Raw genomic sequence first — 19,517 nt, 5'->3', positions numbered from 1 at the left:
CCTATGACTGAAACTCCGCAGGCGGAGTGTCCCGCAGGCCGAATTTCCACTCAATGGCATCGGCGATGCGGCGGCAGGCAAATCCGTCTCCATAGGGATTTACCGCATGAGCCATGGCCCGGTAAGCGTCGCTGTCCTCCAAAAGCCCGTCGGCCAGGGCCACAATGTCATCATACGCCACCCCGGCCACCTTCACCGTGCCAGCCTCCACCGCTTCCGGCCGCTCGGTCTCCCTGCGCAGGACAAGCACCGGCTTGCCCAGGGCAGGGGCCTCCTCCTGAAGTCCGCCCGAATCGGTCATCACCAGATAACAGCGGGCCATCAGATTGTGCATCTCCTCCACGTCCAGCGGGGGGATCAGGTGGACATTTCCAATGCCGTCCAGATGCCGGTGGGCGCACTCCTGCACCACCGGGCTCAGGTGCACGGGATAGACCAGCTCCACTTCCGGATGGGCCCCGGCCAGATGGGCCAGGGCGGCCATGATATCCTCCATGGGCCGGCCGTAGTTCTCCCGCCGGTGGCAGGTCACCAGTATCACCTTCCGTCCCGTGTAATCCAGCTGGTTAAGCAGCTGCGTCGTAAAGCGGAAATCCGGTGCGACCGTAGTTTTCAGGGCGTCAATCACCGTGTTTCCAGTGATGAACACCCCTTCACAGATCCCCTCTTTCCGCAGGTTCTCCCGGTTGGCCGCAGTGGGACAGAAGTGCAGGTCCGCGATATCCCCCACCAGCTTCCGGTTCATCTCCTCTGGAAATGGAGAATACTTGTCATAGGTGCGCAGGCCGGCCTCCACATGGCCCACCGCGATCTTCTGGTAAAAGGCCGCCAGGGCCCCGGCAAAGGTGGTGGAGGTATCCCCATGGACCAGCACCAGGTCCGGGCGCGCCTGCTCCAGCACGCCCTCCATACCCAGCAGGCATTTGGTGGTGATGGTGGACAGGGTCTGCCGCGGCTGCATGATATTCAGGTCATAATCCGGCTGAATCCGGAAAATCTCCAGCACCGCATCCAGCATCTGACGGTGCTGGGCAGTGACGCAGCAGATGGCCTCAATGCCGCTGCGGCGATGCAGTTCCGTCACCAGCGGGGCCATCTTGATCGCCTCGGGACGAGTCCCGAAAATAGTCATCACTCGGATGGGCTTCACGGCTTGTCCTCCCCCTCTTGTTCCGTCTGCGGGTCTTTTTCCGGAGCCCGGTTCCCGTCCAGCTTCTTTTCGTTGTTGTTCAGGAAGATGCGGGCGGAGAGCGCCCCGGCGGCGCACAGGGCCACCAGTAAAAGCATGGCCTTCAGCGCGCCGCTGGTGGTGAGCACAACGGCGGACAGGCCCAGGATCGCGCTGATGATATACAGCACCGCCACTGCCTGCTTCTGGTTAAAGCCCATGTCGATCAGACGGTGGTGCACATGGCTGCGGTCGGCGTGCATGGGGCTCTGCCCATGGGCGATGCGGCGGATGAAGGCAAAGCAGGTGTCGAAGATGGGCAGGCCCAGCATGAGAAAGGGCACGGCAAAGGAGATGATGGTATAGAATTTGAACAGGCCCTGAATGGACACCACCGCAAGCACATAGCCCAAGAAGGTGGAGCCGGTGTCCCCCATAAAGATTTTCGCCGGATTCATGTTATAGGGCAGAAAGCCCACGCAGGCCCCCGCCAGCGCCGCCATCAGGATGGCCACCGGCGTATCCGCCACCACCAGGGAGATGACCAGCAGCGTCATAGAGCTGATGGTGGACACGCCGCAGGCTAGACCGTCCAGGCCGTCGATCAGGTTGACCGCGTTGGTGATGGCCACAATCCAGATGACCGTCACCGGGATGCGCAGCCACCCCAGCTCCCAGTAGGGATTCGCCGAAAACACATTGGGATTGGACACAGCCTCGATCACGTTGCCGGACAGCACCGCCACCAGGGCCGCCGCAATCTGGATGAGCAGCTTGAATTTGGCCCCCAGGGCATAAATGTCATCAAAAATGCCCAGCACCACGATCACCACCGCGCCCAGCAGCATGCCCCGCAGCTGGGTGGTCAGATCTGCAAACAAAAGCACGGACAAAAGAAAGCCCAGGAAAATGGCCAGCCCCCCCATGCGGGGAATGGGGTGGTCGTGCATGCGGCGGCCGTCCTTGGGCACGTCCACGGCGCCCACCCGGAAGGCCAGATTCTTAATCACTGGTGTGGTTACCAGGGCCACCAGCAGCGCCACCACCAGGGCCGCCGCCACCACGCCAATCAGCTGTAATTCGATCTTCATTCCTATGAAATACTCCTTTGGCGTGAACTCAGCGAGGCAGGAAGCCCACCTTTTTGTAAACCTTGCGCAGGGTCTTGTTGGCAATGTAGCCGGCCCGCTCCGCGCCGGCGCGGTAGACGTTCTCCAGATAGGCCTTGTCCGCCAAAAGACGCTCGGTCTCTTCCCGGATGGGGCGCAGCAGCTCCACCACCGCCTCGCCCACCACGGGCTTGAACGCACCGTAGCCCTTGCCGTCGAACTCCCGCTCGATTTCGTCAAAGCTTTTGCCTGTCACAGCCGAGTAAATGCTCATCAGGTTTGCCACGCCGGGCTTTTCCTGGGGGGCGTAGCGGACGCAGCGCTCCGTATCGCTGTCCGTGACGGCCCGCTTGAACTTGCGCATGATATCCTCCGGCTTCTCCATCATGAACACACAGCCGTCGGGGCCGGACTTACTCATCTTGCTCTCCGGGGCGTTCAGGCTCATGACCCGGGCTCCGGTTTTGGGAATATAGGGCTCCGGCACCGTGAACACGTCGCCGTACACGTGATTGAAGCGGTTGGCCACATCCCGGCAGATCTCCACGTGCTGCTTCTGATCCTCCCCCACGGGCACAAAGTCCGGCTGGTAAAGCAGGATGTCCGCCGCCATCAGGCAGGGGTAGGTAAACAGGCCCGCGTTGATGTTGTCGGCGTTTTTGGCGGACTTATCCTTGAACTGGGTCATACGGGAGAGCTCGCCGAACATGGTGTAGCAGTCCAGCACCCAGCCCAGCTCCGCATGGGCGGGCACGTGGCTCTGGACAAAGATGGTATTCTTTTCCGGGTCCAGGCCGCAGGCAATGTAGGTGGCGATCTGGGTCAGGGTGCGCCGGCGCAGGTCCGCCGGGTTCTGCCGCACGGTAATGGTGTGCATATCAGCCATAAACCAATAGCACTCAAACTGGTCGGACAGCTCCGCCCAGTTTTTGATGGCCCCCAGATAGTTGCCCAGATGCAGGTCTCCGCTGGGCTGAATCCCGGAGAGCAGCGTTTTCTTTCCGTTTTCCATAAATAAAACACACCTCTTGTGCCGTATTTTTTCCTTGTAGGGCCTATGAACCCATGTTGAAATATCATACCATATTCAAAGCCCCTTGACAATCCTCCCCTAAAAAAATAGAATAGTGGGACAGATGCTGACAAAAGGAGTTTTTTCCTATGGATATGAAATGGTTTGAGGAGATGGAGGCGCGCATACCCAAGGGAGAGGTGCGCACCCGCTTCGCCCCTTCCCCCACCGGATACATGCATGTGGGCAACCTGCGCACCGCCCTGTACACCTGGCTCATCGCCCGCCATGGCGGCGGAAAGTTCCTGCTGCGCATTGAGGACACCGACCAGGGCCGTCTGGTGGAGGGCGCCACCGAGGTAATCTACCGCACCCTGCGCCAGTGTGGGCTGGACTGGGACGAGGGGCCCGACGTGGGCGGCCCTGTGGGCCCCTATATCCAGACTGAGCGCCGTTCCTTCTACGGGGAGTACGCCAGGCTGCTGGTGGAGCGGGGCCACGCCTACTACTGCTTCTGCGAAAAGACCGAATCCGAGGAGGACTCCGGCGACTTTCAGCGGGCCGACGACCCCTGCCGCGGCCTGAGCCGTGCGGAGGCGGAGGCGCGGCTGGCCGCAGGCGCGCCCTATGTGATCCGCCAGCGCATCCCACACGAGGGGCAGACCACCTTCCACGACGCGGTCTACGGCGACATCACCGTGGACAACGACACCCTGGACGACCAGGTGCTCATCAAGCGGGACGGCCTGCCTACCTACAACTTCGCCAATGTGGTGGACGACCACCTGATGGGCATCACCCACGTGGTGCGGGGCAGCGAATACCTCTCCTCCGCGCCCAAATACAACCTGCTCTATGAGGGCTTCGGCTGGGAGATCCCCGCCTATGTCCACTGTTCCCCGGTGATGCGGGACCAGCACAACAAAATGAGCAAGCGCCACGGCGACCCCTCCTATGAGGACCTGCTGGAGCAGGGCTTCCTGTCCGAGGCGGTGGTCAACTACGTGACCCTGCTGGGCTGGTCTCCCAAGGGCGAATACGCCGAGCGGGAGTTCTTCACCCTGAAGGAGCTCTCGGAGATCTTTGATCTGGGCGGCATCTCCAAGTCCCCCGCCATCTTCGACCTGGAGAAGCTCAAATACTTTAACGCCAACTACCTGCGCGCCCTCTCCCCCGAGGACTTCTTCGCCGGGGCGGAACCCTATCTCAGACAGGCGGTGACCAATCCGGCCGTTGACCTGCGCCTTGTCGCCCCTCTGGTGCAGCCCCGGTGCGACACCTGGCTGGATATCGCCCCCCAGGTGGATTTCATCGACGCGCTGCCCGCCTACTCCAACGAGCTGTACTGCCACAAGAAGATGAAGACCAATGAGGAGAACTCCAAAGAGGCCCTGGAGCAGGTGCTCCCGGTGCTGGAAGGGCTGAATGAGTGGACCTATGACGCCATCCACGGCGCGCTCATCGGCCTGGCGGAGCGATTGGAGCTGAAAAACGGCCGCATTATGTGGCCGGTGCGCACCGCCCTCTCCGGCAAGGCGGTCACCCCCGGCGGCGCGGTGGAGCTGTGCCACATTCTGGGCAGAGAGGAGTCCCTGCGCCGCATCCGCAAGGGCATCGAGCAACTGAGCGGAAACTGAGACAAGGCCCCCCGGCATAGCCGGGGGGCCTTGCTTTTTTTGGAACCTGTGCCTATTCGCCGAACACCTTGATATAGTCGGCCTTGAACTTCTCAATGCCCTGGTCGGTCAGGGGGTGCCGTACCATCTGCTCAATGACCTTATAGGGAACCGTGGCGATGTCGCCGCCCGCCAGCGCGCACTGGGTCACATGGGTTGTGTTGCGGACGCTGGCGCAGATGATCTGGGTCTTGATATCGGGGTAGTTGCCGAAGATCTCCACAATCTCTTGAATCAGGCTTGCGCCGGACTCGTTGATGTCGTCCAGGCGGCCCAGAAACGGACTGACATAGCTTGCGCCTGCCCGGGCGGCGAGCAGGGCCTGATTGGCGGAGAAAACCAGGGTGCAGTTGGTCGGGATGCCCTCGGCGGAGAGGGCCTTGATGGCCTTGAGCCCCTCGGCGGTCATGGGAATCTTGACTACCATGTGGGCCGGGTCCAGGGCGTAGATGGCACGCCCCTCCTCAATCATGGTCTGAGCGTCTTCCGTCGTGGCCTTCACCTCGCCGGAGATGGGGCCGTCCACGATGGCCGCAATCTCCTTCAGGGTCTCGGCATAGTCGCGACCTTCCTTTGCGATCAAGGACGGGTTAGTCGTGACGCCGCAGATGACCCCCATGTCGTTTGCCTTTCGAATCTCTTCCACATTGGCGGTATCCAGAAAGAATCTCATTGGTATAGCTCCTTTCGTCTCAATTAAGCTACGTTCAGCATACACCAAACCGTTCTTTTTGTGAATCACTTTTTCCCTGTGTTGGGGCACTTTATTTTGATTCGATCCAAAACCGCCGGGGCCAGTTCACTCTCTTGCCGCCTGTTTTCTTTTGGCCTCATCTATCATGCGGTGCAGGCAGGCCAGCGCGTCGGACAGGCCCCCGATCTGGTCGATCAGGCCGATCTCTACCGCCTCCTCCCCATAGATGACACTGCCCACATCCGCCGCCAGCTCCCCGGTCTGGAGCATCATCTTCGTAAAGGTTTCCCGCTTTACGGCGCTGTTCTGTGTGACAAAGTGGATGATGCGTTCCTGAATCCGCTCAAAATAATTGAACGTCTGCGGTACGCCGATGACCAGGCCGTTGAGCCGCACCGGGTGGATAGTCATGGCCGCAGAGGGGGCGATAAAGGAGCGTTTGGCGGACACGGCCAGGGGCACGCCGATGGAATGCCCGCCTCCCAGCACCAGAGACACCGTCGGTTTGGACATGCCGGCGATGAGCTCCGCAATGCCCAGCCCCGCCTCAATGTCTCCCCCCACGGTGTTGAGGAGCACCAGCAGGCCGTCCACCTCGTCGCTCTCCTCCACAGAGGCCAGGAGGGGCATCACATGCTCATACTTTGTGGTCTTTGCCGTGGGCGGCAGAATCTGGTGCCCTTCGATCTGCCCCACAATGGTCAGCGTGTGGATGGTCCCCCGCTCGGTGCGAATGGTGGCGGAACCCATATCCACAATCTGCTGCTGGAGCGGTGAGGATCCGTTTTCCTCGTCGCTGCCGGTCTCTCCGGTCGGTCTCGTCTCATCCATAACAGCTGCCTCCCTGTGTATCATTTGACTCAGTTTGCCCTGTCTCTCCGGGTTTGATACGGGAGCAATCCGCCGGCCATCTCGGGACAAGAAAAGATAAAAAAAGAGGAAAATCCGCCTTCCCGCGGATTTTCCTCTTTTCGCTTTTTTCTTATTTGGCCTCAAAGACCGCCTTCATGCCCTTATAGGTCATATAGCAGTCCAGCTTGGCCACGGTCTCAAAGGGGGCGTGCATACTCAGCACGGGCACGCCCGCGTCCAGGGTGTCAATGTCCCGCTCGGCCATATAGACCGCCACAGTGCCGCCGCCGCCCTGGTCCACCTTGCCCAGCTCGGCCATCTGCCAGACCACGCCGGCCTCATCCAGCACGCCCCGCACATAGGCCACCAGCTCCGCCGTGGCGTCCGAGGCCCCGGATTTGCCCCGGGCGCCGGTGTATTTGCACAGGCCCATGCCGTAATTGGCCCGGGCGCTGTTGCGCTTCTCATAGACCTCGGCAAAGTTGGGGTCATAGGCCGCGGTCACGTCGGCGGACAGACAGAAGGACTTCTCATAGCAGGCCTTCAGGGGCACCCGCTGGGCGTCGCACAGGTCGCTCATAAAGGTATCAAAGGCGGCCGACTTCATGCCGGTGACGCCCTCGGAGCCGATCTCCTCCTTGTCGGCCAGCATGCACACGGCGGTGCGCTCCGGAAGCTCTAGGGCCAGCAGGGCGGCCAGGGCGGCGTAGCCGCACACCCGGTCGTCGTGGCCGTAGGCGCCGATGAGGGAGCGGTCAAAACCGATGTCCACGGCCTTAAAGGCGGGCACGGCGATGAGCTCGGCGGAGATGAAGTCCTCCTCCACAATGCCATATTTCTGGTTGAGCAGGTCCAGGATGGCCAGCTTTACCCGCTCCGAGCCCTCGTCGCCCTTGAAGGGGCGGCTGCCCACCAGCACATTCAGGTTCTCTGCGGGCACAGCTTCGCCCAAGGGCTTCTTGGACTGTTCTGCGGCCAGATGGGGCAGCAGGTCCGTGACCGTGAACTGGGGCTCCCCTTCGGATCCGCCCACGCACACGTGCACGACCCGGCCGTCCTTCAGGGCCACCGCGCCCCGCAGTTCCAGGGGGATGGTCACCCACTGGTACTTCCGGATGCCGCCGTAGTAGTGGGTCTTGAAGAACGCCAGCTCCTCCGCCTCGTACAGGGGATTGGGTTTCAGGTCCAGGCGGGGGGAGTCGATGTGGGCCGCACCGATGTTCGCGCCCTCGCTCAGGGACTTCGCCCCCACCACGGCCAGCATGACGGACTTACCCCGGTTAACCCGGTAGAGCTTATCCCCGGGCTGAATCCCCATCCCCCGGGTAAAGGGCTTGAAGCCCTTGGCCTCGGCCAGGCGCACCGCCTCCTCCACACACTCCCGCTCGGTCTTGCCCGCGTCCAGGAAGTGCTTGTACTCCTCGCAATAGGCCTGCATGGCGGCCTCGTCTTCCGCGCTCATGCGGTCGTAGCCGTTCTTGGGCTGATAGAACAGAGCCTCCCTGCGCAGCTCGCCCGGGGTCTTTTGCTTGCTCTCCATTTGGATTCCTCCTAATCGTTTTGATCTTGAATGATGGATCGGAACAGCTCTAGGGCCCGTCGCTTCACTGGCTCCGGATCCCCGTCCCGGCCGTTGTCCAGAATATAGCCGCAGTTGTCTCGGAAAAAGGCGTCTCCCTTCTGGGCCTCCACCCGCTGCCGGGCATAGGACTCCGGGATGCCCTCCCGGCGCATGATCCGGCGCACCCGCAGCTCCGGCGGCGCCAGCACCCCAACGATTACGCCGCAGGTCTCCCCCACACCGCTTTCAATGAGGGCAATGGCATCAATGCCCACCGCCGGGCAGCCCCGGGCCTCCGCCTGGGCACACCGGCGGTCAATCTCCTCGAGAATAAAGCGGTGGGTAATGGCGTTCAAATCCTCCAGCGCCGCCGGGTCTCCGAATACCACGCCCCCCAGGCGCTTGCGGTCCACCCGTCCCTCCCGGTCCAGAATCTCCGGTCCAAAACGGACGGTCAGGGCCTGCCGGAGCGGCCCGCTGCGCTCCAGCAGATCGTGGTACACCGCGTCGCAGTCTATGATCTCCGCGCCCAGCGCCTCCAGTACGCCGAGCACCGTGGTCTTGCCCGCCCCCGTGGGACCGGTAATCCCGATGCGCTTCATCTCTCCGCCTCCCTGCCGCTGCGCTTCTCATGCCTCGCCGGTACGTCTCCTATCATAGCATACTGCGCCGGCAATTTGTTGTCTGTTTGTAAATTTTTGCGCGCCGGCCCCTGGGTCCCTACTTCCCGGCCTGCACAATGTGGAATCCGGCCGCCTTGTTCAGCCGGTTGGCCACCGCCAGACCCAGGCCGGACTCCTCCGGACACATGGCCCAAATATGGGAGACCGGCGTGCCGTCGAAATAGCGCAGGGCGTCAAATACCCGGCGGGCCTGCTCCGCCTGGTCCGCCTCCGGCCCCATGGGCTCCACCGGGTGCCCCTCGAACAGGGGGACAAATTCATTGAAGCAGATGACCCCGTCCCCGTCGGCCAGATGCCGGCGGATATACCGGGCCGCGGCGGCCCCGTCCCCCTTCACCACCGTAACCGGCGCCTTGGGGGCATAGTGGCGGTATTTCATCCCCGGGGCCCGGGGCTGCTCATCTCCGCGCAGAAGCTGCCGCACCGCCTTGTCCACCGCCACGCTCCCCACCACGGCCTCCAGCTGCTCCAGGGTCACGCCGCCGGGCCGCAGCAGCCGGGGCGGGGTAAGCGTCAGGTCCAAGATGGTGGACTCCACCCCCACGGAGCAGGGGCCTCCGTCCACAATGGCGTCCACCTTTCCGTCCATATCCTCCAGCATGTCCGCCACATTGGTGGGGCTGGGCCGGCCGGAAGTATTGCCGGAGGGGGCGGCCACCGGAACGCCGGCCGCCGCGATGATGGCCCGGGTGACCGGATGGGCCGGGCAGCGCATCCCAACCGTGTCCAGGCCGGCGGTCACTGCGTCGGGCACCAGGACCTTCCGCTTCAGGATCAGGGTCAGCGGCCCGGGCCAGAAGCGCTCTGCCAAGGCATAGGCCTCAGGCGGGATCTCCTCACAGTAGCGCTCCAGCCAGTCCGCCGAGGGAATATGCAGAATGAGTGGATTGTCCTGGGGGCGGCCCTTGGCCTGAAAGATGTGGGCCACCGCCTCCGGGTTCAGCCCATCGGCCCCCAGGCCGTATACCGTCTCCGTGGGAATCCCCAGCAGGCCACCTGCGCGCAGCACGGCCCCCGCCTCTTCGATCCGGGTTTCATCCAATACCTTTGTGCGCATGTTCAGGACTTCCTCACCGCGTTCTGTCGTTTCCCAGGGCACCGGAGATCAGTCCAAGCACCCCTGCGGCCAGCAGGGCCGCGCCGGAGACAATCTGTAAAATACCAATGCTCAGCTTCATGGGTCCACACTCCTTTTATTCATAGATTCCCACCGGGGTGCCCGCCAGTTCAATGGTGGTCTCCGCCGGGAACCGGCTCTTCTGCAGATACTCCTTAACGGCCAGGATGCCGTACTTGGGATTCCGGCGCTCATCCTCCAGCTCCAGCTCCACCCAGCCAGCCTGCGCCGTCTGTCCGGAGCCGGTAAGCCAGCCGGAATCCTCCAGCACATAGTCCAGCTCCGCTTTCATCCGGTCCAGGTCCATTCCCTCGGGCAGGCCCTTGAAATGAATCATCAATTCCATGTCGTTTCTCCTCCCGGCGGCAGGGTGCTCAGCCCTCCTGCTCGCTGTTTCTCAGACGCTCGGCCTGGTCGGCGGTCACCAAGCCGTCAATGATTTCGTCCAGGTCGCCGTTCATGACCGCGTCCAACCGGTAAAGGGTCAATCCGATCCGGTGATCGGTCAGCCGCCCCTGAGGGAAATTGTAGGTGCGGATGCGCTCGTTCCTCATGCCGGTGCCCACCTGGCTGCGGCGCTGGGCGGTCACCGCGTCCTCCTGCTGGCGCACCTTTTCCTCATAGAGGCGGGAGCGCAGCAGCTGCATGGCCTTGTCCCGGTTCTGGAACTGGCTGCGCTCCTGCTGGCACTCCACCACCGTGCCCGTGGGCTTATGGATCAGGCGCACGGCGGAGGAGGTCTTGTTCACATGCTGGCCTCCGGCACCGGAGGAGCGGAACACCTGCATCTCAATATCCGCCGGGTTGAGCTCAAAGTCCACCTCGTCCACCTCAGGCAGCACCGCCACGGTGGCGGTGGAGGTGTGGATGCGCCCGCCGGACTCGGTCTCAGGCACCCGCTGCACCCGGTGGACGCCGCTTTCAAATTTCAGGCGGGACCAGGCCCCATCCCCCTCAATTGTAAAGCAAATTTCCTTTATACCGCCCAGCTCCGTGTCATTGACGGAGTCCACCTCCACCCGCCAGCGGCGTGCCTCGGCGTACATGGAGTACATGCGGAACAGGGAGTGGGCGAACAGGGCCGCCTCCTCCCCACCCACACCGGCGCGGATCTCCACAATGACGTTTTTGGCGTCGTTGGGGTCCCGGGGCAGGAGCAGAAGCTTGAACTCCTCCTCCAGCCGCGCCAGGTCCTCCCTGGCCTGGGCAAACTCCTCCTGGGCCAGCTCCTTCATATCCGGCTCGGACAGAAGGGCCTGGGCGTCGGCCAGGTCCTTCTGCCGCCTGACATACGCCCGGTAAGCGTTCACCACCGGCTCCAGTTCCCGCTGCTCCTTGTTCAGTCTGGCCACCAGCGCCGGGTCATCATAGGTCTCCCCTGCGCCCAGCCGGGCCTGTACGTCGTCGTAGTGGAGAGACAGGCCCCTGAGTTTTTCCATCATATCCAAAGTCCATCACCTGTCAAACAAAAAGGATTTTACCAGCGCCAGGGGCTCCCGGAAAAACATCTGCACCCGGGAGGGCACGTGGGAGACCGGGGCTGCCAGGGTAGAGGTATGCTCCGACGTTCCGGCTGCCCGCGCCCAGAGCATTTTGATGCGGGTCAGGTGAAAATCATTGGATACCAACAGCATGTCAGCCGTCACATCATATCCCCGCTCCGCCAGGAGGGCCAAGGTCTTGTCGATATTCTGCCGGGTATTGCGGGACTGATCTTCCAGCAGAATCTGCCCTCCGTCCACCCCGTGCTCTGTCAGGTAGTCGTACATACACTGGGCCTCGGAGATGTGCTCGTCATCCCCCTGGCCGCCGGAGACCACCACGGTCATATCCGGGTGATCCTCCAGGTAGTCCAGGGCGGTATCCAGCCGGTCCTGGAGCAGGATAGACGGCCCCCAGGGCTTCACCTGACAACCAAAGATCACCATGATCTCCGGTTCCCCGCTGATCTGGGTCCTGGCACCGCTGAATACCACGGCCTCCAGCGCTCCGAAGGCCACGACAACGGCCAGCAGCAGCGCCAGGAGAACCTTCACCCAGGTGTGAAGTCTTTTTCCTTTATAGCCTTTCATCCCTGCAGCTCCTCCAGCTCCGCCGCCAGTGTCTCCCATTTGGTGTAAAGGCTGGCGATCTCCTCCTCCAGTACCTTCTGCTCCTCGCAGACCTTCTGAAGCTCCAGATAGTTGCTGGCCACCTCTTCCGCCCTCTGGGAGAGCTCATACTGCCGCTCCTCCGCCTTGGCCACCGCCCGCTCCGCGGCCGCCACCTGCTTTTCCAGCTCCTTGGTCCCGCCGGGGCGCTTGGGGCGTTCCTTTTTGGACTTCTCCGGCTCCGCGGCCGGGGCGGGGGCCTTTTGTGCCCGCTCTCGGGCCGCCAAGAACTGGGCGTAGGTGCCCCGGAAATCCGTGACGCCGCCGTTTTCCAGCATCCAGATGCGGTCGGCAAAGCGGTTGATAAAATAGCGGTCGTGGGAGACGAAGAGCAGGTTGCCCTCATAGCTTTCCACCGCCTCTTCGATCCAATCCCGGCTGGCTACGTCCAGGTGGTTGGTGGGCTCGTCCAGGATCAGCAGATTGATCTTCTCATCCATGAGCATGCAAAGCCGCAGGCGGCTGCGCTCTCCGCCAGAGAGGGCGGAAACCGGCTTGAACACATCCTCCCCACGGAAATTAAAGGCCCCCAGGCGGTTGCGTGCCGTCTGGGTGGAGCAGTCCTGGTCATAGATCATGGTGTCCACCAGATTGCGCTCCATGTGATCAAAATGGACAATCTGGGGCAGATAGCCGATTTTCACCGTGGGGCCGAAGCGGATCTTTCCCCCGTCCGGCTGTTCCTCCCCCAGCAGAAGCTTCAGCAGGGTGGATTTTCCCGTGCCGTTGTCCCCCAGCAGGCCGATGCGCTCCCCGCCGACAACCTCCAGATTCACATGCTCAAACAGGGTACGCCCTTCAAAGGACTTGCTCAGCTCCTTGACCGTGAGCACCTCGTCCCCCCGAAACTCCCACTCCCCGAATTTCATGTCCAGGCGGCGCTCCTTGGTGGGCTTGTCCGTGGTCCGGATGCGCTCAATCCGCTTTTCCATGGACTGAGCCCGCTTGAAGATCTTGTCATTGCCGGAATAGGCCCAGATCCGCAGCTGCTCCGCCGCCTTCTCCAGCTGCTCGATCTTGGCCTGCTCCTTCTCGTACTGCCTGAGCTTTTCCTCATAGCGGCGCTCCTTCTCCTCCACATAGAAGGAGTAGTTGCCCGCATAGAACTCCGCCCGGCCGTCCTGTATCTCGATGATGCGGGTGACCACCTGATCCAGGAACCAGCGGTCGTGGGAGATGGCCAGCACCGTCCCCTTGTAGCGGGTGAGATAGTCCTCCAGCCACTCGGTGGCGCGGAGGTCCAGATGGTTAGTGGGCTCGTCCAGCAGGAGTATGTCCGTATCCTCCAGGATCAGCCGGGCCAGGTTCACCCGGGTCTTTTCTCCCCCGGACAGGGAGGAAAAGAGCTGCCCGCGCATTTCCTGGGAAATCTCCAGGCCGCTGCACACCTTGTTCAGCGGCGTGCTGGTGTCATAGCCCCCAGCCGCCTCAAAGGCGGCGGAGACCGCACCGTAGCGCTTTAAAAGCGCCGGGTCCGAATCCCGCTCCATTTGAGCGGTCAGCCGGGCCATCTCCTGTTCCATGGCGTGGATGGAATCAAAGGCGGTCTGGAGCACATCCTCCACGGCGTAGTCCGCCGGATAGACGGGAATCTGGGAGATAAGCCCCACCCCCTTGCCGGGGGCGATCGCCACCTCTCCCGCGTCATAGTCCAACTCCCCGGTGAGGATCTTGAACAGGGTGGTCTTGCCCGCCCCGTTTCTGCCCAGCAGACCCACCCGCTCTCCCTGGTCCACCTGAAAGGAGAGGCCGTCCAGTATTTTTTTGCCTACCTCGAATTCTTTAACCAGATTCGAGACGGAAAGATCGATCATCTTGTTTCTTTACTCCCAATGCACATTGTGGTATGATAACACTCGAATTGAACAGAATGAGGAGGTTCCCCATATGGAAGCCATCCGTTGGGAAGGGAAAACACTTTACCTACTGGATCAGACCAAGCTCCCCGTAAAAGAGGAGTGGATCGCCTACACCGACTACCGCCCGGTGGTGGACGCCATCCGCGCTATGGTGGTGCGGGGCGCGCCGGCCATCGGCGTGTCCGCCGCCTACGCCTACTGCTTGGCCGCCCTGAAGGGGGACGATCTGACCAAAGCCAGGGAGGATCTGGCGGCCAGCCGCCCCACGGCGGTCAACCTGTTCTGGGCCCTGGACCGCATGGCGCGTAAGGCCTCCGACTGCGGCGGCGACCCGGCGGCCCTCCTGGCCGAGGCCGAGGTCATCCACCGGGAGGACGTGGCCATGTGCAGGGCCATGGGGGCCAACGGGGCCGCGTTGGTACCGGAGCATGCCCGCATCCTCACCCACTGCAACGCCGGGGCCCTGGCCACCGGCGGCTACGGCACTGCCCTGGGGGTCATCCGTGCCGCCCATGAGCAGGGTAAAGTGGATATGGTTTATGCCGATGAGACCCGTCCCCTGCTCCAGGGCGCCCGCCTCACTGCCTACGAGCTGGTGAGCGACCATATCCCCGCCACCCTGATTACCGACGGCATGGCCGCCAGCCTCATGGCCCAGGGGAAGATCGACCTGGTGGTGGTGGGCTGCGACCGCATGGCAGCCAACGGCGACTTCGCCAACAAGATCGGCACCTACTCCGTGGCGGTCAACGCCCACTTCCACGGGGTGCCCTTCTACACTGCCCTGCCCTGTTCCACCATCGACCTGTCCATTCCGGACGGCGCCCACATCCCCATCGAGCAGCGCGCCAAGGAGGAGGTTCGCACCCTTTCCGGCGTCCAGACCGCCCCCAAGGACGTGGACGTGTACAACCCCTCCTTCGATGTGACGCCCCACACCCTGCTCACCGGCATCATCACGGAGAGGGGCGTCCTGTATCCGCCCTTCCGGGAAAATCTCGCAAAGCTGTTTGGATAAACCGGCACACGGCCGCCGGGTCTCCCGAAAGGGCGGCCCGGGGCCGTTTTTTGCTGCGCAGAGGCACCACAAAATGTCCTGCGCGGAAAGGTTTATGCCTCTTTGGTGATGGACTTGAGATAGTCCACCAACTCCTCAAAGGCCATCCCCCGGGAGGCCTTGACCAGGATGGTGGCGTTGGGGCGCACCACGCCATCCAGTATGGCGTGGGCCTCCTCCTTTGTGGCGCAGAGGTGGCAGTCGGGCACGCCGGCCTCCCGGGCGGCATCATAGATATGCCTGGCCAACTCCCCAACGGCCACCAGGCAGTCGACCCCCGCCTTGCCTAGATACTCCCCTACGCCGGCGTGGAGCGCGGGGGCCAGGGGCCCCAGCTCGAACATGTCCCCCAGGACCGCGATCTTATACTCCCCTTTTGCGCCGGAGAGCACCTCCACCGCCGCCCGCATGGACTGGGGGTTGGCGTTGTAGGTATCGTTGAGAATGGTAATGCCGCCCTGCCGGGGCAGGATATTCATGCGCATCTTGGTGGGCGCGAAGTGGAGCACGCCGGAGGCGATCTGCTCCGCCGTCAGGCCGAAGTGCTCCCCCACCGCGGCCGCCATCAGGGTGGGGTAGATCATGTGCTCCCCCAAGGCGGGGATCTCCACCTGGAAGCTCCCCTTGGGCGTGGTCAGGCGGCAGGTCATGCCGCTCTTGCCGTCGCTCTCTAAGCCGGCGGCCCGGTAGTCCATATCCGCCCCCGCGCCGCACAGGGCCACATCCCGGTAGGGCAGGCGCCCTGCCAGCCCCCGCAGCAGGGGATCGTCCCCGTTGAGCACCACAAAGGCGTCCGGCTTTGCGTGGTGGAAAATCTCGCTCTTGGCCTCCAGAATCTTCTCCCGGGAGCCGAAAAATTCAATGTGGGAGTCGCCGATGTTGGTCATCAGCACCACGTCCGGCTCCACAAGGGCGGAGAGGTAGTCAATCTCCCCGGCGTGGTTCATTCCCAGCTCCAGCACGGCGACCTGGTGCTCCCGGTTCAGCCGCAGCAGGGTCAGGGGCACGCCGATCTCATTGTTGAGGTTGCCCTCGGTCTTGAGCACCGAATACCGCTCCCCCAGCACGGCCGCCACCATGTCCTTGGTGGTGGTTTTCCCCACCGAGCCGGTCAGGGCCACCACGGGCGCGGGGAATTTGCTCTTGTAGTATTTGGCCAAGTCCCGCAGCGCCTTCTGGGTGGAGTCCACTTTGATGTAGCACTTGCCCGGCAGATAGCTCTCCCGCTCCCGCTGGGTGAAGCAGGCGGCGGCGCCCCCCTCCAGGGCGGCGTTGATATAGGCGTGGCCGTCAAAGCGCTCCCCCACCAGCGGTACGAACAGGGAGCCGGGATGGATGGTACGGCTGTCTGTCTCCACCCGCGCGACTTCCCGGGTCAGGTTGGCAAACTCCCCCAGAATACGGCCGCCCACAGCCTGCATGATCTCCCGGATGGTCATGGGTTCCATAGCGGAAACCTCCCTTATCTTCCTTCTTTTCTGGCTTTCAGCGACTCGTTGACAATGCGCTCCACCAGCTGGTCATAGTCAATCCCCACGGCGGCCGCCTCCTGCGGGAGCAGGCTGGTGGGTGTCATGCCGGGCAGGGTGTTGATCTCCAGGAACCAGACCTCCCCATCCGGAGCTAGAATGAAGTCTGCCCGGGAGTACACGCTCAGCCCTAAGGCGCGGTACACCTCCAGGGCCGCCTGCTGGACCCGGTCCGTCTCTGCCGGGGTGAGCTCCGCCGGGCAGACCTCCAGCGCCGCGCCGGGCTGGTATTTGTTCTCATAGTCGTAGAACCCCTGCTTGGGGATGATCTCAATGGGCGGCAACGCCCGGTCCTCCAGAATGCCCACCTGAATTTCCCGGCCCGCTACGTACTGCTCCAGCACGGTGCGCCCGCCCAGGCGCACGCCGTCTGTCAGTGCCCTGCGGAGCTCCTCCTCCGTATGGGCGATGGATACGCCGATGGAGGAGCCGCTGGCCACCGGCTTGACCACCAGTGGCAGGCGTGCGGAGGCCGCCAGGCCGTCGATGTCGGCGGCGGTGTACTCCACCGTCTTCCAGCCCGGCGTGCTCACCCGCTCCGACACCAGGCGCTTGGTCAGATCCTTATCCATGGCGATGGCGCTGCCCAGGTAGCCCGCCCCTGTAAAGGGGATCCCCAGCAGGTCCAGGGCGGCCTGCACCTTGCCGTCCTCCCCGCAGGTTCCGTGGAGCGCCAGGAACACCAGGTCAGCCTGTCTGCACAGCTCCAGCACATTCTCCCCGAACATGCTACCGCTCTGATCTCGGCGGGCCGCCTTTACCTGCGCCAAATCCGGGGCCTGGGCGCTGATCTTTTTAGCCGCGTCTGAGATGGGGGCGTCAAACACCTCCTCCAGCGGGCCGCAGCTCTCCTCCAGCCCTAAAAACAGATCCACCAGGGCAGCCCGATGGCCCAGACGGCGCAGCGCCTGCGTCACCATGGTTCCCGTGGAGAGGGACACATTCCGCTCCGGCGAAAGCCCTCCCGCCAATACCACTATTTTCATAACACACCTCATATTTATGTGAGATATTCTATTGTACGCGCTAATGGGATATTATAACACATTGCGCCAGTATACTCAACCGCTTTCCCGGGAAAACCCGTTGGAATCCTGGGAGGAAAACGGAGTTGACAGGCGCTCCTCCCTGGAGTAATATTGAGATACAAACAATTTGTATCTCAATTATAAAGGGGCAGATTTTTTGGATGCCAGTTTTCATTATCTGCTGATGGCCGCCCACGCGCTGTTTCAGAAGCAGGTGTTCCTTCGCCTGTCCGGATCCGGCCTGACCTCTGGGCAGCCAAAGGTTCTGGACTATCTGGGGCTGCACGACGGCAGCCGCCAGCGGGAGATCGCCGCCGGATGCATGATGGATCCAGCCACCGTCACCGGTGTGATCGGCCGCATGGAAGAACACGGTCTGGTGGAGCGGCGTGTAAAGCCTGGGGACAGGCGCTCCAGCTATGTGTATCTGACCCCTTTGGGCCGTGAGAAATTGGCCCAGGTAAAGAACGTGTTTGTGCAGCTGGAGCACGAGCTGCTGCGTAACCTGCCCGCCGGGCAGCCGGAGGCGCTGTGCGCCGGCCTGCTCGCTCTGTGCGGAGAAATGGTGGATTGGGAGGAATTACAGTGAAGCGCACCGAGCTGGTCAGGCGGTATCTCTTTTTGCTGGTTGGACTTTTTATCAATTCCTTCGGCGTGGCCTTTATTACCAAGGCGAATTTGGGCACCTCGCCCATCTCCAGCATCCCCTACACCCTAAGCCTTGGATTTCCCCCCACGATCGGCGCCTTCACCCTGTATATGAGCCTGGTTCTGATTGCCCTGCAGCTGCTGCTCCTCCGCCGAAATTTTCCCAAACGCTACTGGCTTCAGCTGCCCGTGTCCTTCCTTTTCTCCTGGTTCATTGATGTGAGCATGGCCCTGCTCGCCCCGCTGAATCCACAGTCCTACCCACTCCAGCTGGTCTCCCTTTTGATCGGTTGTCTCATTCTGGGTATTGGTATTTATACCGAGATGGCCGCCGATGTGGTCATGCTGCCGGGCGAGGCCTTTGTCCGCGCCGTGTCGGTCACCTTTCATACAGATTTTGGCTACACAAAGGTAGCTTTTGACTGTACCGTGGCAGCGCTGGCCGCCGTCATCGGCCTTGTGCTCTACGGCAGGCTGGCCGGGGTGCGGGAGGGCACTGCAATCGCCGCAGTCCTGGTGGGCACATTTGCCCGATTCTTAAAGCGCCGGGCCGCCTTTGTGGACCGCTGGCTGGCCGGCGGGGCGGCCTCTCCCATTTCGGAGGCAAACGAATAAAATGGGCGCCGCGGCCGCGGCGCCCATCGCAATTTCCAGCTCTGTTTTACGTTTTCACCACACAGCCCAGCAGGAACCGGCTTCCCCGTTGGAGATAAGCCTCCCGGTCCAGGCCGGAGAGCGCTTTAATGTGGCCGGTCCGGCTGCTGGAGGCGCGCACAATCCCTCCCAGGGCCGCCCAAAACAGCAGCACAGTCTCCATGGGCGGCAGATCGGGCCGCACCACACCAGAGGCAGTCCCCCGCTCCAGAAAAGCGGCCAGCTCCTCGTCAATTTCCTTGCTCACCCGCAGGATCTCGGTTACGCCTTTGGCATCCTCTTCCTCCAGGCAAATGCCGCCGGTGGCCGCGTCAAAGGCGGTGGGGTTATCGTCGTAAAACCGGATAATCGCGGCACACACGGCGTCGTAGGCCGGCAGCCAGTCGGGCTGGCTCTCAATCGCCTCATGTATCTTTTTCTTCAGCAGCACCATCCCGCTGAGCAGGATGGCGTTGATGATCTCCACCTTGCTCTGGAAATACACATACAGGGTGGCCTTGCTGTATTCAGCCTCTCTGGCAATATCGTCCCTCGTCGTCCGCTCAGTACCCTTTTCCGCGAAAAGCCGCTCCGCCGCCGCCAAAATGGAACCCCGATGAAACTCCGTCAGCGCCTGCTTTTTACTCATGCCAGCCACCCTTTCCAATTGTTTTTAAACCAGGTGTTTAATAAATGATACTACATTCTAGTTTTAAATGCAATTGAATTTCTGTGTTTTTT

Annotated in this window: 19 protein-coding genes; 4 read left to right on the top strand and 15 right to left on the bottom strand. The window is 62.2% G+C overall.

The features are described from left to right. Nucleotide 1: 1 nt before the first annotated feature. From wecB to trpS, 3 genes are read right to left on the bottom strand one after another with little or no spacing between them, the layout of a single operon-like run. Nucleotides 2–1,150, bottom strand: coding sequence for a non-hydrolyzing UDP-N-acetylglucosamine 2-epimerase (gene wecB / locus H9Q75_RS01120; RefSeq protein ID WP_341480875.1), 1,149 nt, complete (start codon nucleotides 1,148–1,150; stop codon nucleotides 2–4). Continuing rightward, nucleotides 1,147–2,259 (bottom strand): MraY family glycosyltransferase, encoded by a 1,113-nt coding sequence (locus tag H9Q75_RS01115; RefSeq protein ID WP_186564326.1) that lies wholly within the window; start codon nucleotides 2,257–2,259, stop codon nucleotides 1,147–1,149. Before H9Q75_RS01115 ends, wecB begins: the two co-directional genes overlap by 4 nt. 28 nt (nucleotides 2,260–2,287) lie before the next feature. Then, nucleotides 2,288–3,289 (bottom strand): tryptophan--tRNA ligase, encoded by a 1,002-nt coding sequence (trpS, locus tag H9Q75_RS01110; RefSeq protein WP_186564325.1) that lies wholly within the window; start codon nucleotides 3,287–3,289, stop codon nucleotides 2,288–2,290. 149 nt (nucleotides 3,290–3,438) lie between these two features. Here trpS and gltX point away from each other — a divergent pair, with 149 nt between their 5' ends. Next, nucleotides 3,439–4,926 carry a glutamate--tRNA ligase gene (gltX, locus tag H9Q75_RS01105; RefSeq protein WP_186564324.1) on the top strand — a complete coding sequence of 496 codons (1,488 nt, stop codon included), beginning with the start codon at nucleotides 3,439–3,441 and terminating at the stop codon, nucleotides 4,924–4,926. A gap of 52 nt (nucleotides 4,927–4,978) precedes the next feature. Here the strand turns inward: gltX and fsa are convergent, their stop codons facing one another. From fsa to abc-f, 9 genes are all read right to left on the bottom strand, one after another. Next, complete coding sequence (gene fsa, locus H9Q75_RS01100) at nucleotides 4,979–5,638, bottom strand: fructose-6-phosphate aldolase (RefSeq protein ID WP_186564323.1); 660 nt, start codon at nucleotides 5,636–5,638, stop codon at nucleotides 4,979–4,981. A 126-nt stretch (nucleotides 5,639–5,764) separates the two neighbouring features. Continuing rightward, nucleotides 5,765–6,490 (bottom strand): ClpP family protease, encoded by a 726-nt coding sequence (locus tag H9Q75_RS01095; RefSeq protein WP_186564322.1) that lies wholly within the window; start codon nucleotides 6,488–6,490, stop codon nucleotides 5,765–5,767. Between the two features lie 151 nt (nucleotides 6,491–6,641). After that, nucleotides 6,642–8,051: an aminopeptidase gene (locus H9Q75_RS01090; RefSeq protein WP_186564321.1), complete on the bottom strand. Its 1,410-nt coding sequence runs from the start codon at nucleotides 8,049–8,051 to the stop codon at nucleotides 6,642–6,644. 11 nt (nucleotides 8,052–8,062) lie between these two features. After that, nucleotides 8,063–8,674 (bottom strand): dephospho-CoA kinase, encoded by a 612-nt coding sequence (gene coaE / locus H9Q75_RS01085; RefSeq protein ID WP_186564320.1) that lies wholly within the window; start codon nucleotides 8,672–8,674, stop codon nucleotides 8,063–8,065. 118 nt (nucleotides 8,675–8,792) lie between these two features. After that, on the bottom strand, nucleotides 8,793–9,812 hold the full coding sequence (locus H9Q75_RS01080) for an L-threonylcarbamoyladenylate synthase (RefSeq protein ID WP_186564319.1): 1,020 nt from the start codon (nucleotides 9,810–9,812) through the stop codon (nucleotides 8,793–8,795). A 136-nt stretch (nucleotides 9,813–9,948) separates the two neighbouring features. Further along, nucleotides 9,949–10,218, bottom strand: a complete 270-nt coding sequence (locus tag H9Q75_RS01075) for a hypothetical protein (protein WP_186564318.1) — start codon at nucleotides 10,216–10,218, stop codon at nucleotides 9,949–9,951. 28 nt (nucleotides 10,219–10,246) lie between these two features. Then, on the bottom strand, nucleotides 10,247–11,314 hold the full coding sequence (gene prfA, locus H9Q75_RS01070) for a peptide chain release factor 1 (RefSeq protein ID WP_186564317.1): 1,068 nt from the start codon (nucleotides 11,312–11,314) through the stop codon (nucleotides 10,247–10,249). 12 nt (nucleotides 11,315–11,326) lie between these two features. Then, a complete protein-coding gene (locus H9Q75_RS01065) occupies nucleotides 11,327–11,944 on the bottom strand; it encodes a YdcF family protein (RefSeq protein ID WP_186564316.1) in 618 nt (205 codons plus the stop codon). Continuing rightward, a complete protein-coding gene (abc-f, locus tag H9Q75_RS01060; RefSeq protein WP_186564315.1) occupies nucleotides 11,941–13,836 on the bottom strand; it encodes a ribosomal protection-like ABC-F family protein in 1,896 nt (631 codons plus the stop codon). Before abc-f ends, H9Q75_RS01065 begins: the two co-directional genes overlap by 4 nt. Before the next feature lie 73 nt (nucleotides 13,837–13,909). Between abc-f and mtnA the strand changes: the two genes are divergently transcribed. Next, nucleotides 13,910–14,899: an S-methyl-5-thioribose-1-phosphate isomerase gene (mtnA, locus tag H9Q75_RS01055; RefSeq protein WP_186564314.1), complete on the top strand. Its 990-nt coding sequence runs from the start codon at nucleotides 13,910–13,912 to the stop codon at nucleotides 14,897–14,899. A 92-nt stretch (nucleotides 14,900–14,991) separates the two neighbouring features. Here mtnA and H9Q75_RS01050 read toward each other — a convergent pair whose 3' ends face one another. Then, nucleotides 14,992–16,386 carry a UDP-N-acetylmuramoyl-tripeptide--D-alanyl-D-alanine ligase gene (locus tag H9Q75_RS01050; protein ID WP_186564313.1) on the bottom strand — a complete coding sequence of 465 codons (1,395 nt, stop codon included), beginning with the start codon at nucleotides 16,384–16,386 and terminating at the stop codon, nucleotides 14,992–14,994. A gap of 14 nt (nucleotides 16,387–16,400) precedes the next feature. Next, on the bottom strand, nucleotides 16,401–17,453 hold the full coding sequence (locus H9Q75_RS01045; RefSeq protein ID WP_186564312.1) for a D-alanine--D-alanine ligase family protein: 1,053 nt from the start codon (nucleotides 17,451–17,453) through the stop codon (nucleotides 16,401–16,403). Nucleotides 17,454–17,652: 199 nt separating this feature from the next. Between H9Q75_RS01045 and H9Q75_RS01040 the strand changes: the two genes are divergently transcribed. Together H9Q75_RS01040 and H9Q75_RS01035 are read left to right on the top strand one after the other, a co-directional pair. Next, nucleotides 17,653–18,084, top strand: coding sequence for a MarR family winged helix-turn-helix transcriptional regulator (locus H9Q75_RS01040; protein ID WP_186564311.1), 432 nt, complete (start codon nucleotides 17,653–17,655; stop codon nucleotides 18,082–18,084). Beyond that, complete coding sequence (locus H9Q75_RS01035) at nucleotides 18,081–18,758, top strand: DUF6198 family protein (RefSeq protein WP_186564310.1); 678 nt, start codon at nucleotides 18,081–18,083, stop codon at nucleotides 18,756–18,758. The genes H9Q75_RS01040 and H9Q75_RS01035 overlap by 4 nt, the downstream gene beginning before the upstream one ends. 46 nt (nucleotides 18,759–18,804) lie before the next feature. Here H9Q75_RS01035 and H9Q75_RS01030 read toward each other — a convergent pair whose 3' ends face one another. Continuing rightward, the gene (locus H9Q75_RS01030) at nucleotides 18,805–19,425 is read right to left on the bottom strand and encodes a TetR/AcrR family transcriptional regulator (protein WP_186564309.1); all 621 of its coding nucleotides are present in this window, start codon (nucleotides 19,423–19,425) and stop codon (nucleotides 18,805–18,807) included. Between the last annotated feature and the right edge of the window lie 92 nt (nucleotides 19,426–19,517).

Origin of the sequence: Lawsonibacter celer, from assembly GCF_014281125.1 — a bacterium.
Taxonomy (GTDB): domain Bacteria; phylum Bacillota; class Clostridia; order Oscillospirales; family Oscillospiraceae; genus Lawsonibacter_B; species Lawsonibacter_B celer.
This window is presented reverse-complemented; position numbering and strand designations above follow the sequence as displayed.